This window comes from Micromonospora sp. RL09-050-HVF-A (assembly GCF_019374995.1).
GTDB classification, from domain to species: Bacteria; Actinomycetota; Actinomycetes; order Mycobacteriales; family Micromonosporaceae; genus Micromonospora; species Micromonospora antibiotica.
The window spans coordinates 3,638,426-3,654,423 of record NZ_JAGKQP010000002.1; the positions used below are offsets into that span (position 1 = coordinate 3,638,426).

A 15,998-nucleotide genomic window follows, 5' to 3' on the forward strand; every position below is an offset into this window, starting at 1 on the left:
GGTGACGCCCCGGCCCGGAGGCTGCGCCGTCACCACCGGTGACCGTCCGCGCTCAGCCCACCGGCGTCGGGAAGCCCCGGCCGTGCTCGGCCTGGAGCCGGAGCATGGCGTGCTCCACCACCGTCACCAGGACCTGCTTGACCGACTCCCGGTCCCGGGCGTCGCACATCACCAGCGGCACGTCCGCCGAGATGGCCAACGCCTCGCGGACCTCGTCCGGCTCGTACAGGTCCGAGCCGTCGAACCGGTTCAGCGCCACCACGTACGGGAGTTTGCGGTTCTCGAAGTAATCCAACGGGGCGAAGGCGTCGGTGATCCGCCGGGTGTCCACCAGCACGGCGGCACCCACCGCACCCCGGATGATCTCGTCCCACATGAACCAGAAGCGGGTCTGCCCGGGGGTGCCGAACAGGTACAGGATCAGGTCCTGCGCCATGGTGATCCGGCCGAAGTCCATGGCGACCGTGGTGGTCTCCTTGCCGGGCACCTTCGACGGATCGTCGATGCCGACGCCGGCGGCGGTCATCAGCGCCTCTGTGGTCAGCGGAGTGATCTCGGAGATCGCCCCGACCAGGGTCGTCTTGCCCACGCCGAAGCCGCCCGCGACCACGATCTTCGCGGAGACGATTCCCCGGCTCTGGCGCGACCCGACGGGGTCATAGCCTGCGAAGTCCACTTAGCACCCTTCCAAGGATTTCCATTCGCTCCTCGAACCCCTCGGCGGGAGCGGCAGTGTGTAGCGTGAGCAGACCGTCGGCGACCAGGTCGGCGACCAGCACCCGGGCGACGCCCAACGGCATCCGGGTGTAAGCGGCGATCTCCGCCAGCGACTGCGCCCGGCCCTCGCAGACGGTGGCGATCCGGTACTTGTCGTGGCCGGCGAAGCGGGACTCGGCCACCTGGGTCGCACTGGAGGTGAGCACCGCCTCCAGTGCGATGTCCCGGCTCGGCTCGGTGCGGCCCCGGGTGACCGCGTACGGACGCACCAACGCCCCGCGCGGGTCCCGTCGGGGGTCCATGCCGCGATCACCTCCTTCCGCCCGGGTCCGGCCCGGATGCGTCGTCCCTCCGGCCGGACGCGGTCGCGCCCGGCCTCACCGGTGCTACGAACGCACGGCGTCCCGGGGCAGCGGCACCAACGCCGCACCCACCCGTTCGACCAGCAACGCCATCTCGTAGCCGACCTGACCCACGTCACAGCTGCGGGCGGCGAGCACCGCCATCGACGAACCGTCGCTGATCGACATGAGGAACAGGTAACCGCTGTCCATCTCGATCACTGTCTGCAGCACCCCGCCCGCGCTGAACATCCGGGCGGCACCCTCGGTCAGACTCACCACGCCGGAGGTGATCGCGGCGAGCTGGTCGGCCCGGTCGGTGGGCAGGTCCCGCGAGGAGGCGAGCAGCAGCCCATCCGCGGACACCGCCACCACGTGGGCGATGCCCGCCACGCTGTCGGCGAAGTTGGTGAGCAGCCAACCCATGTCCTGCATGGCAGCTGGCCTGTTCATCGGTTCGTCTCCTTGGTCGAGGTGCTGTTGAGGTCCGCGCCTGCGGTGCGTCCGCGCTGCACGCCGCGGTGGTAGGCCGAGAGCAGACCGCGTACTTCGTCGGGGGTGCGGCGGCTGCGGTCCCGGCCCTCCTTCGGCTCGATCCCGCCGGGGACGAGCTGCGCCTGCGGCACCCGCTTCGGCAGGCCGGAACGGGTGGTGCCGGCGTTGGCCGGTTCGGCCGCCTGGCTGGCCCGGGTCCAGCCCTCGTCGGCCGCTGTCCGCCAGGCGTCGGCGTCGGCGGCCGGTGGGCCTGCCGGCGCCTCGGGCGCGGCCGGCGGGGTGGTGCCGAATGTCGACGCCGTGGTGGGGGCGGCCGGCGCGGTGGTGCCGAATGTGGACGCCGCGGTGGGGGCCGGCGGTACGGGTCCGGTGGCGGCGGGCGCTTGCGGGGCCGCCGGGGCGGGGGTGACGGTCGGGGTGCCGGCGGCGGTGGGTGCCGTCGGTACCCGGGTGGGCAGCGGCGGGCGGGTCGGCTTGCTCGCGCCGTTGGACCGCGGCGGTGCGGCCGGCGGTTCCTCGTCGAAGCGGGGCCGGGTGAAGATCGCGGTGGCGTCGTCGCCGTGCGACCGGAACCACACCGCCTCCATCTCCCGGAAGATCGGCGAGTCGGCCGGCCGGTCCGGGCGGGCGACCACCGGTGCGGCCGGCGCCGGCGGGGTGTAGGACGCGGCCGGTGCGGTGTACGGCTGGGCGGCCGGTGCGGCGTACGCGGCCGGCTGGGCCGCCGGGGCGAACGCCGCCGCGGCGGCGGCCGGGGCGAACGGGGTGGCCGCCGGAGCACCCGCGTACGGGGTGGCGGCGGGCGCACCGGCGTACGGGGTCGCCGCCGGGGCACCGGCGTACGGAGTCGTTGCCGGGGCACCGGCGTACGGAGTCGTTGCCGGGGCACCAGCGAACGGCATGGCCGGCGCACCGTAGGACTCCGTCGGGGCGGGCGTGGCACCGGCGACCGGGCCGACCGGGAGCACCGGGGCGGACTCGCCCGGCGCGGCCCGGCGCGGCAGCGGGTCGATGGTCGGGTTCGCCACCGTCGGGCTGCCGGCCGAGAAGGCCCCGAACCCGGAGTCGGCCGACGGGGCGGGGACCGGCGCGAACGGTGGGGCGGAGACCGGGCCGCCGAACTGCACGGCGGGGGCGGTCTCCCGGGCGTCCACCGGCGGCTGCCACGGCGCGGGCGCCGGTGGGGCGGTGCGCCACTGGTCGTTCAACGTCGCCGCCGCGCTGCGGGCACCGCTGAAGGCGCCGCCGATGCCGGACGACGCGGGCGACGGCTGCTCGACCGCGAGCGGCTGGCGCGGGCGGCTGATCGCCTGGTCCCGGCCCCGGTGGGCGGGCAGGACCACGGTGGCGTTGGGCAGCGTCACCTGGGCGACGGTGCCGCCCTCGACGTTGCGGCGCAGCTCCACCCGGACGCCGTAGCGGCTGGCCAGCCGGCTGACCACGGCCAGACCCATCAGCCGGAACGCGGCCACGTCCACGGTCGGCGGGGCGGCGAGGCGGCGGTTGAGCGAGTCGAGCTGCTCGTCGGTGAGGCCGAGTCCCCGGTCCTCGATCTGGATCAGCACGTAGTCGCGGATCCGCCGGCCGTCGGCGACGACCGTGGTGGTCGGCGGCGAGAAGCGGGTGGCGTTGTCCAGCAGCTCGGCGACGAGGCGTACCACGTCGTTGACGGCGTGGGCGGCGACCGAGATGTCGGTGTCGACGGTGCCGAACTCGATCCGGTTGTAGAGCTCCACCTCGGACTGGGCGGCACGCAGCACGTCGACCAGCAGCGCGTCGTCGCGGCGCGGCACGGCCGAGTCGGCACCGGCCAGCACGAGCAGGTTCTCGTCGTTGCGGCGCATCCGGGTGGCGAGGTGGTCCAGCTCGAAGAGCTGGGCGAGCCGCTTCGGGTCCTCCTCGCCGCGCTCGATCGCGTCCAGTTCGCCGATCATCCGGTCGACCAGGGTCTGACTGCGGCGGGCCAGGTTGAGGAACATCGCCGAGACGCTGGTCCGCAGCGCCGCCTGCTCGGCGGCGACCCGGACGGCCTCCCGGTGGACCACGTTGAACGCCAGGGCCACCTGGCCGACCTCGTCCCGGTTGGTCAACCGGATCGGGTCCCGCACCTGGCGGACGATCTCCTCGACCCCGCCGTCGCCGACGCTGCCCATGTTCTGCAACCGCTTGACCGCGTCCGGCAGGTCGTGGTTGGCCACCGAGAGGGCGCCCTCCCGCAGCCGGCGCAGCGAGTGGTTGAGCGAGCGGGCCAGCACCACGGCGAGGGTGATCGCGACGATCAGGGTGAGCAGCACCAGCACCGTCTCGATGACGGCCTGCTGGATGACGTCGCTGCGGGCCTGCTCGGAGCGGGCGAGCAGGGTCTCCTGGAGCTGGATCTCGGTCCACCGCATCAGGTCGTTGACCGCGCCGATCGCGGCGCTGGCGTCACCGGCGCTGATCGGGCTGCGCTGGCCGACCGAGCGGGTGATGTCGGCGGCCACCCGGTCGGCGAGGCCGACGGCGTCACCGGAGACCGCGCTGAAGACCAGCGCACGTTGGGTGGGGTCGGCGGCGAGGGAGAAGCCGAGCAGTGCCTCCTGCTGACTGGTCAGGGTCGCCACGAACGAGGAGAACTGCTCCTCGTCGAGGCGTCCGCTGACCAGCGCGGTGTAGGCGACCGCCTCCTCCTCGGCGACGGCGGACTTGGCCCGGCTGAACGCGGCCACCGCGCGGCGGGCGTCCGCGAGACTCTCCTGGCCGGCCAGCTGGGCCAGGGTGTCGCCGTACGAGACCAGGTCGGTGAGGATCACGCCGTACCGCAGGGTGGCCTCGGCGACGGGCATCTGCCGGCGGTCGAGCACCTCCTGCCGGGTCGCGTCGAGCGTGCGCAGGTGGTCGTCGATCACCTTGAGCCGGTCCCGCACGGCGGCCGGGACCTCACCGAGGTCGGCCCGCTCGGCCCGGTAGGCGTTGATCCGCTCACCGGTGGCCCGGACCCGCAGGTTGTAGTCGTCCGGGAGCAGCTGCGGGTTGGCCAGGTAACCGGCGGCGGCCATCCGCTCCTTGTGCAGATCCTGCGTGAGCGCCGAAACGTCGATGGAGAGCGCGGTCAGCGAACGGATCTGGGTGGCGTCGACCGCACCCTCGGTAGTGGAGACGAGTCGGATTGTCGCCAGTGCGATGACCGCTGCGACCGGTACGACCAGAATGAGGGCGAGTTTGGAACGAATCCGCGCATCCCGCAGCCGGGGCAGTCGGCGCTCCCGTTCGGTTCCGGCGTTTTCGCCTGGCTCGGGCAGGGTCGTCGGTCCGGTGCTCACGACATCGCCTCCGTCGTATCTTCCACACGCCTGACCCGCCGACCCGCGCCTGGTGCGACGGACAGCGCCACGCGCGGCACGGCCGCGATTTCATCAGAGAAGATCCTGTTTGGGAAGCCGCGTTCGGACAGGAATCGGTCGACCAGCATGCTGATCACCGTTTTCCCTGCTTAGCAGGCCACCCCTGAACAGGGCATGTCACTCCAGAGTGTTCGTACGCCTCTGATGAGTGAGCATGGGTAAATATCTGATGTCCCCACAATGTGAGATTCGCGTCCCGAAACCGCCGACAGCATCCGCGCTTGACCGCACGCCCCGGCATTGGCAAGGTTTTGCAGGCTTTCGCGCACACCGTACGGCACACAATCCCGTTTCTCCACTGAGGACGGACTAGCGGCGGTGACCGGGCCCGTCCCGCGCCGCACCTGGAGGACTGAGTTGAGCCCCATCCGCTCCGCGACCATCGTGGCGCTCGCATCGGCCGTGCTGGCCACCACGCTCACCGGCTGCTCGTTCGGCGCGACAGAGGAGGACGACAGCCCGATCACGATCGCCGCCGATCTCGAACTCTCCGGCGTCGCCGCGCCGGTCGGCAAGGCGTACCAGCGCGCCCTGGATCTGAAGGTCGACCAGTTGAACTCCTCCGGCGCCCTGGGCTCCCGGAAGATCAAACTGGTGGTCAAGGACAACCGGTCCGACGCCAACGAGTCGCTGCGCAACATCGGCGACTTCAGCAACGACTCCACGGTCAACGCCATCATCATGGGCGGCTGCAACGAATGCGCCGTCGGTGCCGCGCGCACCATCAACGAACGGAAGGTGCCGACGATCGCACTCGCGCCGTCGGGCGCGGTCGCCAGCCCCGTCCCCGAACGCCGGTACGTGTTCAAGCTCGCGCCGAACGCGGGCGACAGCGCCGCCGCGCTCACCGCCGAACTGCGGCGGCGCGGGATCACCGAGGTCGGCATCCTGCACAGCGACGACGACTACGGCCGCGAGGGACTGACCGCGCTGGAGGGCGAGTTCCGCAAGGTCGGCATCAAGCGGGTCCGCGCCGAGGCGGTACGCACCACCGACACCGAACTCGCCGCACCGGTTCGCCGGCTGGTCGACCGGGACCCCACCGGGCTGGTCATCTGGACCCCGCCGGAGCAGGCCACCCTCGCCGCCACCGCCGCCGACCAGTCCGGTTACTCCGGGTCGCTCTTCCTCGACGCCGCCGCGGCCGGTGACCTCTTCCTGGGCGGCTCCGGCCGGGCCACCGAGCGGGCCACCCTGATCTTCACCCAGACCATGGTGATCGACGACGTCATCGCCACCACCCCGGCCAAGGCCGCCCGCCGGCAGTGGTTCCAGGACTACACGGCCCGGTTCGGCGGCTACAACGGCCTCTCGTCGTTCGCCGCCGACGCCGTCCAGCTGATCGCCGACTCGGCGGTACGGGCCGGCGGCCCGAGTGGCCGGGTCAACCGGGACGGCCTGCGGGACGTGCTGGAGACGTCCCAGTTGGACGGCCTGTCCGGGCCGATCCGGATGACCCCGGACAACCACTCCGGGCTGATGCCGCAGGCGCTGACCACGCTGGTGGCCCGGGGCGGCCGGTGGCGGCTGGCGAGCTGACCGCCCCCGACCGACGGGCCGGCCCCCGGGTGGGGTCGGCCCGTCGGTGCTTCGGGTCGGGTGGCTGCGGGGTCAGCGGGCCGAGGTGGTGGCCCGGACCCAGGGCAGGGCCAGCCGCTCGACCAGCGACAACGCCGAATAGAGCAGGATGCTCATCGCCGCGATCAGCACGATCGCCGCCCAGGCCGTGGCGGTGTCGCCGACCCCGTTGTACTGGAGGATCTGGTAGCCCAGGCCCGGCTTGTCGGAGTAGAACTCCCCGATCACCGCGCCGATCGCGGCCAGCGGCATCGCCACCTTCAGCCCGACGAAGATCTGCGGCAGGGCGGCCGGGAACCGCACCTTGCGGAACGACTGCCACCAGGAGGCGTTCAGCGACCGGGCCAGCTCGGCCAGGTCAGCCGGGGTGGTGGTCAGGCCGGTGGCGGTGGAGAGCACGATCGGAAAGAAGCAGAGCAGGAACACCATGGTCAGGATCGGCTTCGAACCCCAGCCGACCGAGACCACCAGCAGCGGCCCCAGCGCGATCTTGGGCACCGCGTTGATCGCCACCAGCAGCGGGGCGAACATCCGCTCGGCCCGCCGGGAGGCGGCCAGCGCCATCCCGATCAGCACCCCGGCGACCGTCGACAGCAGGAAACCGAGGACCGTCATCAGGGTCGTCGTGCCCAGCGCCGGGAAGAGCACGTCCGCCGATGCGGTCAGGGACGTCCAGACCGCCTGTGGTGGCGGCAGGGACGACGGGTGCACCAGGTGCAGCCCGGAGGTGACCACCCACCAGACGGCCACCGTGACCACCAGGCCGGCCAGCGGCAGGCCGACCGCCGCGGGGCGTATCCGGGACCAGGGTGACCGGGCGCGCGGTGGGGGCGCGGCCTGAACCGTGGGGGTCGGCGGTCCGGCCGATCCGGGTACGGGACGGGTCCGGATCGAGTCCGTCACAGGATCCTCCTCTCCTGCCGGCACGCTGGCCGGCACGCGAACGGGGGTGCGCCCACCGGTCGTCCCGCTGGGTCGCACCCCCGTGGCACCTCGGCGTCGATCAGGCCTTCGGGACGAGGTTGAAGTCGATGATCTGGTCCGGGGTGATGTTCGACTTGAGCGCGCCGGCGCCCTGGAGGATCGCGATGCTCTTGGCGACCCGGTCGCTGTCCAGGGTGCCGATGGCGGTGCCGGAGTTGCTGGAGCGCACGTAGCCGGCCATCAGCTGCAACTCGGCGGCGGCAGCTGCCGGGTTGGTGGTGTCCACGTTCTTCTTCAGGATCTCGGCCGCCTCCTGCGGCTTGGCCAGGGCGTACTCAAGCCCCTTGAGCAGCGCGGCGGTGAACTTCTTCACCTTCTCCGGGTTCTCCTTGGCGATCTTGCTGGAGGTGATCAGCGCGTTGCCGTAGAGGTCCTGCATCACGTTGCTGTACGGCAGCACGACGGGCTTCTTCTTGGTGACCGCCTCGACGGTCGGCTGACCGACGACGAACTGGCCGATGCCGTCGACCTGGCCGGAGGCCAGCGTGCCCATCAGGGTCTGCGCGTCACCGTTGACCCAGGTGACCTTGTTGTAGTCCACCCCGGCCATCCGGGCGTACGTCGGGAAGAGGTTGCGCACGACGGAGCCGGGGGTGTCGGCGAGCTTCTTGCCCTCGAGGTCCTTGGGCGTGGCGATGTTCTTGCCCTCGACCGAGACGATGGCGGCCATGGTGCGCTGCTGGATCGCGGCCACCGCCACGAAGTCCTTGGCCACCCCGTTGCCGACCTGGAGCAGGCCGCCGGTCAGGTCGATCGGACCGAAGTCGGCCTGGCCGCCGACGATGGTCTGGATGACCGCGCCGGTGCCCTGACCGGGCTTGATCTCCACCTCGAAGCCGGCCTCCTTGAAGAAGCCCTTGTCCTTCGCCACCCAGGCGTACGAGTCGCGACCGAAGTTGCCGAACGAGGTGAGGTAGGTCACCTTCTCCAGCGACTTGCCGTCGCCGGTCTTTGCGTCCGCCGAGTCGGACCCGCCACTGCAGGCGGATACCAGAGCGAGGGCGGTGGCCAGGGTGGCCGCGGCGACCGTGCGGGTCAGCCTTGTCATCTGTGCACCATGTCCTTTCCGACCGGGCGGTGTGCCCGGAGGGGGTTGTCGTTCCGGCGGGACGGCGTGAGGGGGCGCCGACGCAGCCGTCGTGAAGGGACTCTTCGCTGGCACAGCGTACGAGACACTTACCGTCACCACACCAGGCGGATCGGGTTGCGGAACGGAAACAACTCGACTCCACCCCGGACGGTGAGCGGCCGGCACGCTGGGGATATCCTTGTCGGATTCCTGACCGCCGACTCAGGGGAGACCGACGGCGATGATCAGACTGTCCGATGTGTCGCGCACCTTCGACGGCCGTTCCGGGCGGGTGGAGGCGCTGCGCGGGATCGACCTCGACGTGGCCGAGGGCGAGTTCGTCGCCGTGCTCGGCCGCTCCGGTTGCGGCAAGTCCACTCTACTCAGGATGATCGCCGGGTTGCTGCCCGTCAGCAGCGGCGAGATCACCGTCGCCGGCAGCCCGATCACCCGGCCCCGCCGGGACGTCGCGATGCTCTTCCAGAAACCCGCCCTGCTCCCCTGGCGCACGGTGCTCGACAACGTGCTGCTGCCGGCCGAGATCTTCGGCTGGAGCCGCGCCAAGCACCGCGAACGCGCCCGCCAACTGCTGGAACTCTCCGGCCTGGCCGGCTTCGAGAAGCGGCTGCCACACGAACTCTCCGGTGGCATGCAGCAGCGGGTGTCGCTGTGCCGGTCGCTGATCGGCGAACCCCGGGTGATGCTGATGGACGAACCCTTCTCCGCCCTGGACGCGCTCACCCGGGAGGAACTCTCCGGCGAACTGCAACGGGTGCACATGGAGACCGGGGCGACCGTCGTCTTCGTCACCCACTCCATCGACGAGGCGGTGCTGCTCGCCGACCGGGTGGTCGTGCTCAGCCCCCGCCCCGGACGGATCCGCAAGATCGTCGACGTGGACATCCCCCGCCCCCGCACCCTCGGCCGCAACGCCCACCTGGCCGACGTCGCCCGGGTCAGCGCCGACCTGCACGAACTGCTGATGGAACGGGAGACACCGGCGACCGCCGGGGTGGAGGGACGATGACCGTGCGAGTGGCGATCTTCACCGAGCCGCACCGGGGCGCCAGCTACGACGACCAGCTCCGGTTCGCCCAGCTCTGCGAGGCCGGCGGCTTCGACGGGTTCCTCCGGGCCGACCACTACCGGGCGATGGGCGACGAACCCGGGCTGCCCGGCCCCACCGACGCCTGGCTGACCCTGGCCGCACTCGCCCGCGAAACCTCCCGCATCCGGCTCGGCACCCTGGTCACCTCGGCCACCTTCCGGCTGCCCGGCCCGCTGGCCGTGATGGTCGCCCAGGTCGACCAGATGAGCGGCGGCCGGGTCGAGCTGGGCATCGGCGCCGGGTGGTACGAACGGGAACACACCGCCTATGGCATCCCCTTCCCGAAGGTCGGCGAACGCTTCGACCGGCTCGCCGAGCAGCTGGAGATCGTCACCGGGCTGTGGCGCACCCCGGTCGGCGCGACCTACAGCTGGGCCGGCGAGCACTACCAGCTCGTCGACGCCCCGGCCCTACCCAAGCCGGTCCAGCAGCCCGGCCCGCCGATCATCATCGGCGGCCGGGGCCCGAAACGCACCCCCGACCTCGCCGCCCGGTACGCCGACGAGTTCAACATGCCGTTCAAGTCGGTCGAGGAGACCGCCGAGGCGTACGACCGGGTACGGGAGGCGTGCGACCGGACCGGCCGGGACGGGACGGGACGGGCACCGCTGGTGCTCTCCGCCGGGATCGTGGTGGCGATCGGGCGTACCGACGCGCAGGCCCAGCGCCGGGCCGCACCGCTGCACGTCAAGAGCGCCCTGCCGCCGGAAGACCCGGTGGTCGGCTCCCCCGCCCAACTGGTCGACCGGATCGGCGAGTTCGCCGCGATCGGGGCCACCCGGGTCCACCTGCGGTTGATCGAACTCGATGACCTCGACCACCTGGAGCTCATCGCCGCCGAGGTGCTCCCCCAACTGGACGGAACCCGATGACCGACGTGACCCACGACCTCGAACTCGGCCCGGTCGGCCAGGAGATCGTCTTCGAGAACGACCGGGTCCGGGTGTGGCACATCCGGCTCGCCCCGGGTGAGCGGCAGCCGCTGCACCGGCACGACCACCCGTACCTGGTGGTGGCGATCGAGGGCGCGAAGAACGTGGTCCAGACGATCGACGGGACCCGGATCGACGCCGACGAGCCCACCGGCGGGGTGGTCTACCGGGACCCGGGTGCCGTCCACATGCTCACCAATGTCGGGGACACGACCTATCTGGCCCGCCTGGTGGAACTCAAGTAGTCGCTGGTAGCGCTTGGGTAACAGCTGGTCCCGGCCGCGCCGCGCCACAGTGGCGATCGGGCGCACCGGGCCGTAACGTGCGCGACATGGCCTTTCGGACGTGGGGCAAACTGCTGCTCACCGCACTCGGGGTGAGCATGTTGGCCGGGGCCGGCCAGCTCGGCATCGCGTACGGCTTCGGCATCGTCCGACTCACCGGCGACTTCACCGACGTCAACCGGTGGCCGGCCCAGCTCGCCTGGGTGGGTTGGTTCGCGGTGACCGCCGCCGTGGTCGGCGCGGTCCTCACCGGCCGGCTCGTCCGCCGTGAAGGGCTGCCGCAGGACACCCCCGTGCAGCTGGCGATCTCCGGGGCCGCCGCGCTCGGCGCGCTGGTCGTCGCCCCGCTGTGCATGCAACCCGCCCGGGCCGCCGAGCTGAGCGCCGTCGACCCGGTCTGGGCGGTCGGCATCTGCGCGGTCGCCGGGGCGGTGGTCGGTGCGGCTGCCGCCTCGGCCGTCATGCTGCGCCCCCCGCTGGGCTGGAACGTCGCCCTGATGGGCGGGGCGGTCTGGCTGGTCGCGCTCGTCTCGGCCGCACCGGGGGTGCTCTCCACCGAGCCGCTGCGCACCGTACGCCTGGGGGTGCTGGAGCCCTCCTGGCTCGGGGCGGACCGGGCACAGCGGCTGGCGATGCTGCTGCCCGTGATCGCGCTGGTGGCCGGCGCGGTGACCGGCGGGGTGGCCCGGCGACGGGGACACCCCCGGCTGACCGGCGGGGCCACCGGGGTCGCCGGGCCGGTGCTGCTCGCCTTCGCCTACCTGACCGCCGGGCCGGGTGACCAGGTGGACCGGTACCAGCTCGCCCCGTACTACGGCGTGGTGATCGCGGTCGTCACCGGCGCGCTCGGCTCGGTCGCCGCCACCCTGCTGCGCTGGCCGCTGCTGCCCGCCCGCGCCGCCCGCCGCGACGGCGAGGCGGCGATCGAGCCGACCGACATCCTCGCCCCGCTGCCGGCCGTGGCCGACCCGGCCCGCACCGCCGCTGCCGGCTCCGGCCCGGACCGGACCGGCCTGACCGGCTCCGAGCTCACCGGCTCCGAGCTGGCCGGCATCGGCGCGGACGAGCCGGTCACCGTGGACCTGAGCGCCGCCACCCGCGCCCTCCGCCCCGACCGACCGGACGCCGCCCGCTCCCGCGCCGCCGACCGGCCCGCTGCCGCCGCCTCCGCGATGGCCTCCGGGTCCTCGGCCGACATCGCGTCGGGGGTCGGCGGGGTGCCGGCGATACCGGGCACCGGCCCGGGGTGGCCGTCGCCTGACGCGCCGGGCACCGGCCGCCACCCGGCCCACTGGGACTGGCCGGACCCCGCCGCCACGGTCGCCGACCGGCACGCCTCCCGCACCACCCCACCCCCGACCAGGCCCGAACCGAGCCGGACCGGCGCGGCCCCGGCCGCTCCGGCCCCGACCGGCCTGACCACGACCGGGGTGAGCACGACCGGGGCGGCCTGGAGCGGCTCGACCCCGATCGAGCCGGCTCCGAGCCCGAACCGGCCGGCCCCGACCGGGCCGGACCCGGCGGCAGCCACCCCGGACGGGCCGGCCGGGGACGCACCGGGTGCGACGTCGTCCGCGGGGGCGGGAGCTGGTCGGGCCGGGTCGCCGCGAAGCCGCTCAGGCCAGCGGAAGGCGGCAGCCGCCGAAGAGGCGGGCAGCGAGGTCGGCGCAGTGCGGCCGGCAGCAGGTGCCGGGCCGGCCACCGGGGAGGAGTCCGTGGCCACGCCCAAGCCCCGGGCGAAGCGGGCCAGCCGCGCCCGGTCCACCGCGACCGGAGCTGCGGCCGTCCCCGCCCGCCCCGAACCCTCGCCCGTCGCAGAGACAGGCGGTACCGGGGAGGACCGACCGGCCGGCTCCGGCCCGACCGGCAGCCCGACACCGGATGACGTCGACGCCGCCCCGGTCGGCACGACGGCACCGGAAACCACCAGCCGGGGCGGCACCGCTGCGGCCACGCCGATCACCGAGGACGTGCCGCCGGTGGCCGGCGTACGGCACGTTGCGCCGGGTGGCGTCGAGGCCACCCCCCGCCCCCGCCACCACCTGCCGGATCTCGGCGGTACGGGTGGCCCGGCCGGTGCCCACCGACCCGCACCGGCCCGGGCCGCCCTGCCGTTTCCCGAACCGGGTGCCACCGAGCAGACGGACGCCCCGAAGCCGATCAGTCTCCGCTGGGAGCCGGAGAAGTCCAGCGGCACCGCGCCGGTGAACGGTCCGACCGTCGACCCTGACCAGTCCGATCCCACTACCGACGACGGCAGCGCGCCGGAACAGACCGGAAAGACCAAGAGTCGACGGGGACTGTTCCGGCGCAACCGCTCCCCACAGGACGCCCCAATGGACGAAGTCGACCCGAAGTCGGCGACGCCGGACGACGAGTACGTCGACTGGGTCACCGGCCTGGGCAAGCCCTTGGCTGACAACGAACCGGACCGGGACAGCGGCCGACGCTCCCTGCGCACCAGCGGCCGCCACCACCGCGACTGACCCACTCGCCCCCGGTTTGCATCGGTGATTAAGAGGTTCGCGTCAACCCATCATGCAAACCCCTTGGCCACCAGCCCACACCCAGCAGGCAAGACACCCAGTAACCCGGGCACGCCCCAGCTAGGGGCAGGGCGTTCGGGGACCTGCGGCACCGTCTGGACGCAAACCCTGCTCCTGCACGGTGAACTCGCCGCGCGGAGCCGAAGAAACTGCGCTACCGGACAGATGAAAGGTCGAGGGTGGAGCTATAGATCAAACCAGGCGCCATTGCAGCGGACACTGCAGCTTGCGGCATCAGTTAGAGACTGTGGGGCTGGGGAAGGTGCCACTGCCCGCGCTGACCCAAACCGAGCGGAACGAGCCGCCGGAGTTCCAGTTGTTGGTGAACCCGCAACTCTGGCCGGCCGGCCACTGGCCGCTGCAGCCCGTTTGCACCAGGTTGCTACCCCTGTACATCTGGAGGCTACCGCTAACGTAGGTCCCAGACTTGACTTTGATGCTCGCCCTCCCTTGGACCCCGCTGATTCTCTCGACGCAGACGTCAAACGATACGCCACCGCTGACGTAGCCGATACATTGCGGGGCCGCCCACGCCGGGGACGCCGGGATGAGAATGGCGGCGGCAGCCAGGCCCGCCGCAGAGGCCGCAAGCGTGACCCTTTTCACAATACGAGGACTTTTGATTGGCACTCGAATCTACCACCTTTACGAATGGAGTGCATCCAGAGATATGCAACAACAAGGGGAGGTAAAATTATGCAAACCCAATTCCCGGGAATTTGATGTGAGCCTATCTCATAAGTTCAATCCTTTCAAGGTCGTTGCCTCAGTTTGCGGTCTCTCCGAGGTTGAGCACGGCGAGCTCGTCACCGTCGGCAGCCGTAATCATCCGAATTCCCGGCCGCAACAGCGACGCAGCGTTGTCGGCGATCAGGCTCGATCGCGGCAGCGATCATCTGCCCGGCCAGGCAGGCTTCGTCGCGAACCTGATCTCCTCAGGTACGCCGGCGGCGGTGAGCCGCTCGGGCCGCTGGGACCAGGTCACCTCCGGCAGAGAGCGTACGATCGATCAATGCCGGCCCAAAGGGATGACGCAGGCAGGAACACCTCGACCTAGTACTCCAGCCGCACCTGGTGAAGTCAGTGTCTTCGCTGGTAGTGGGCCAGTTTGGCGCGGTACTGGTGTCGTCGTCGCTATCGTGACCATCGATGGATGTGGTCGAAGGGGCGGGTGGTGGTGATCAGGTGTGCCAGGAGACGGCGGACCTCGCCGAGGGTGAGGGGGATGAGGCCGTCATCGGGTTCGGTGCCCCCTTTCTAGCGTGGGCGGCGGTGACGGTGAGGTAGGCATGGGCGCACAGAACGAGAGTTATGTGCCGGTACCAGGCGTCGTACCGACGCACCTGGTAGTGGTCGAGGCCGATCTCGGTCTTGGCGGTCTGGAAGCACTCCTCGATCGCCCAACGGGTCCCGGCGATGCGGATCAGCTGCTCGTCTTGGGTGCCTGCAGATCGGTGGGGTTGGTGATGCTGCGTCGGATCAGCAGCCAGTGGCCGGATCCGTCGCCCGTACCGGGCAGGGAGGCCACGGCCCAGTCATTGAGTCGCGGTCCCTTGGCGCCGTCGCCGCAACTGCGCCGCTTCCACACCAGGGCCGGCGCGTTCGCGGCGAGGACGTCCGGGCGGGAGCTGCCCACCGTGGTCGGGACCCGCTGGTTGCGGGGCACGGCGAGCACGTAGCCCATCCGGTGCTGCTGCAGCCACGTCCGGAACTTGGAGTCCTGTCCGTAGGCCTCGTCCGCGGTGACCCACCTCGCCTGTAGGCCGGCGGTGACGGCGCGTTCAAGCATTCGCAGGCCAAGCACGGGTTTCGTGGCAAACCCGACGCTGGCCGCGATGCCGGCTTCGGCGCGGCGGGCGGGGTCGTCGCACCAACCACGGGGCAGATACAACTCCCGGTCGATCAGCGTGCGCCCGGCTGGGCTGGCGTAGGCGAGGAACACCCCGAGCTGGCAGTTCTCCGTTCGTCCAGCCGTGCCCGAGTACTGGCGCTGCACCCCGGCCGACTTGATTCCCTTCTTCAGGAACCCGGTCTCGTCGACGATCAGCACCCCGTCGTCATCGCCGAGGTGCTCGGACACGTAGGCGAACAGGTCATCGCGGACCGACTCCGGGTCCCACGCCGACCGGTTGAGCAGCCGCTGCATCCGATCCGGCGTCGCGTCGCCGGCAGCCTCGGCCAGGGTCCAGCCGTTCTTGCTGGCCAGGGGTGACAGCAACCCGACCAGGTAGGTCAACGCCTGCCGGCGCGGCTCCGCCCGCCCGAACCGGTGCGCGAACCGCGCCAACAGATCATCCAGACCCGCCCGCCAGCCCACAATCTCATCGATCAGCACAAGCCCGAGAGCCTGCCCCCACGGCGACTGGCCACAACAGACAGACAGTGCGATCACGGAACCACCGACCGAATAGCATCGACACAAGCAGCTACGTGATGGGCTCAACCCCGACATCGATCACGCCAATGAGCTGCCCAAACTCCAGATGAGGCAACTGCGGCTGGAGTACTAGCTGTTCTCGATCCGTCCGGCTCGGAGTGACCGAGCTGCTCAATCGACCACG

12 protein-coding genes and 1 pseudogene are annotated in these 15,998 nt (G+C 71.6%); 5 read left to right on the forward strand and 8 right to left on the reverse strand.

The window, feature by feature from the left end; translation table 11 throughout:
- Positions 1-52: 52 nt before the first annotated feature.
- From J7462_RS15705 to J7462_RS15725, 5 genes are all read right to left on the reverse strand, one after another.
- The gene (locus J7462_RS15705) at positions 53-676 is read right to left on the reverse strand and encodes an ATP/GTP-binding protein (RefSeq protein ID WP_208568177.1); all 624 of its coding nucleotides are present in this window, start codon (positions 674-676) and stop codon (positions 53-55) included.
- A complete protein-coding gene (locus J7462_RS15710) occupies positions 657-1,019 on the reverse strand; it encodes a DUF742 domain-containing protein (protein WP_067313317.1) in 363 nt (120 codons plus the stop codon). The genes J7462_RS15705 and J7462_RS15710 overlap by 20 nt, the downstream gene beginning before the upstream one ends.
- A gap of 84 nt (positions 1,020-1,103) precedes the next feature.
- On the reverse strand, positions 1,104-1,511 hold the full coding sequence (locus J7462_RS15715; protein WP_067313320.1) for a roadblock/LC7 domain-containing protein: 408 nt from the start codon (positions 1,509-1,511) through the stop codon (positions 1,104-1,106).
- Positions 1,508-4,855: a sensor histidine kinase gene (locus tag J7462_RS15720; protein WP_219464715.1), complete on the reverse strand. Its 3,348-nt coding sequence runs from the start codon at positions 4,853-4,855 to the stop codon at positions 1,508-1,510. Before J7462_RS15720 ends, J7462_RS15715 begins: the two co-directional genes overlap by 4 nt.
- The gene (locus tag J7462_RS15725) at positions 4,852-5,013 is read right to left on the reverse strand and encodes a hypothetical protein (protein WP_208568179.1); all 162 of its coding nucleotides are present in this window, start codon (positions 5,011-5,013) and stop codon (positions 4,852-4,854) included. Before J7462_RS15725 ends, J7462_RS15720 begins: the two co-directional genes overlap by 4 nt.
- A 280-nt stretch (positions 5,014-5,293) precedes the next feature.
- Here J7462_RS15725 and J7462_RS15730 point away from each other — a divergent pair, with 280 nt between their 5' ends.
- A complete protein-coding gene (locus tag J7462_RS15730; RefSeq protein WP_219464716.1) occupies positions 5,294-6,475 on the forward strand; it encodes an ABC transporter substrate-binding protein in 1,182 nt (393 codons plus the stop codon).
- Positions 6,476-6,547: 72 nt separating this feature from the next.
- Here the strand turns inward: J7462_RS15730 and J7462_RS15735 are convergent, their stop codons facing one another.
- A complete protein-coding gene (locus J7462_RS15735) occupies positions 6,548-7,417 on the reverse strand; it encodes an ABC transporter permease (RefSeq protein ID WP_219464717.1) in 870 nt (289 codons plus the stop codon).
- A gap of 100 nt (positions 7,418-7,517) precedes the next feature.
- On the reverse strand, positions 7,518-8,546 hold the full coding sequence (locus J7462_RS15740; RefSeq protein ID WP_219464718.1) for an ABC transporter substrate-binding protein: 1,029 nt from the start codon (positions 8,544-8,546) through the stop codon (positions 7,518-7,520).
- 262 nt (positions 8,547-8,808) lie between these two features.
- On the opposite strand from J7462_RS15740, the gene J7462_RS15745 reads away from it, so the two are divergent.
- The 4 genes from J7462_RS15745 to J7462_RS15760 all read left to right on the forward strand — a co-directional run bounded on the left by J7462_RS15745 (position 8,809) and on the right by J7462_RS15760 (position 13,377).
- A complete protein-coding gene (locus tag J7462_RS15745; protein ID WP_208568183.1) occupies positions 8,809-9,594 on the forward strand; it encodes an ABC transporter ATP-binding protein in 786 nt (261 codons plus the stop codon).
- 2 nt (positions 9,595-9,596) lie between these two features.
- Positions 9,597-10,547, forward strand: a complete 951-nt coding sequence (locus tag J7462_RS15750; protein WP_219470379.1) for an LLM class F420-dependent oxidoreductase — start codon at positions 9,597-9,599, stop codon at positions 10,545-10,547.
- The gene (locus J7462_RS15755; protein ID WP_145921730.1) at positions 10,544-10,852 is read left to right on the forward strand and encodes a cupin; all 309 of its coding nucleotides are present in this window, start codon (positions 10,544-10,546) and stop codon (positions 10,850-10,852) included. The genes J7462_RS15750 and J7462_RS15755 overlap by 4 nt, the downstream gene beginning before the upstream one ends.
- A gap of 86 nt (positions 10,853-10,938) precedes the next feature.
- The gene (locus J7462_RS15760) at positions 10,939-13,377 is read left to right on the forward strand and encodes a hypothetical protein (RefSeq protein WP_219464720.1); all 2,439 of its coding nucleotides are present in this window, start codon (positions 10,939-10,941) and stop codon (positions 13,375-13,377) included.
- 1,295 nt (positions 13,378-14,672) lie between these two features.
- Here J7462_RS15760 and J7462_RS15765 read toward each other — a convergent pair.
- Positions 14,673-15,769: pseudogene (locus tag J7462_RS15765) on the reverse strand (IS701 family transposase); the annotation flags it as partial.
- Between the last annotated feature and the right edge of the window lie 229 nt (positions 15,770-15,998).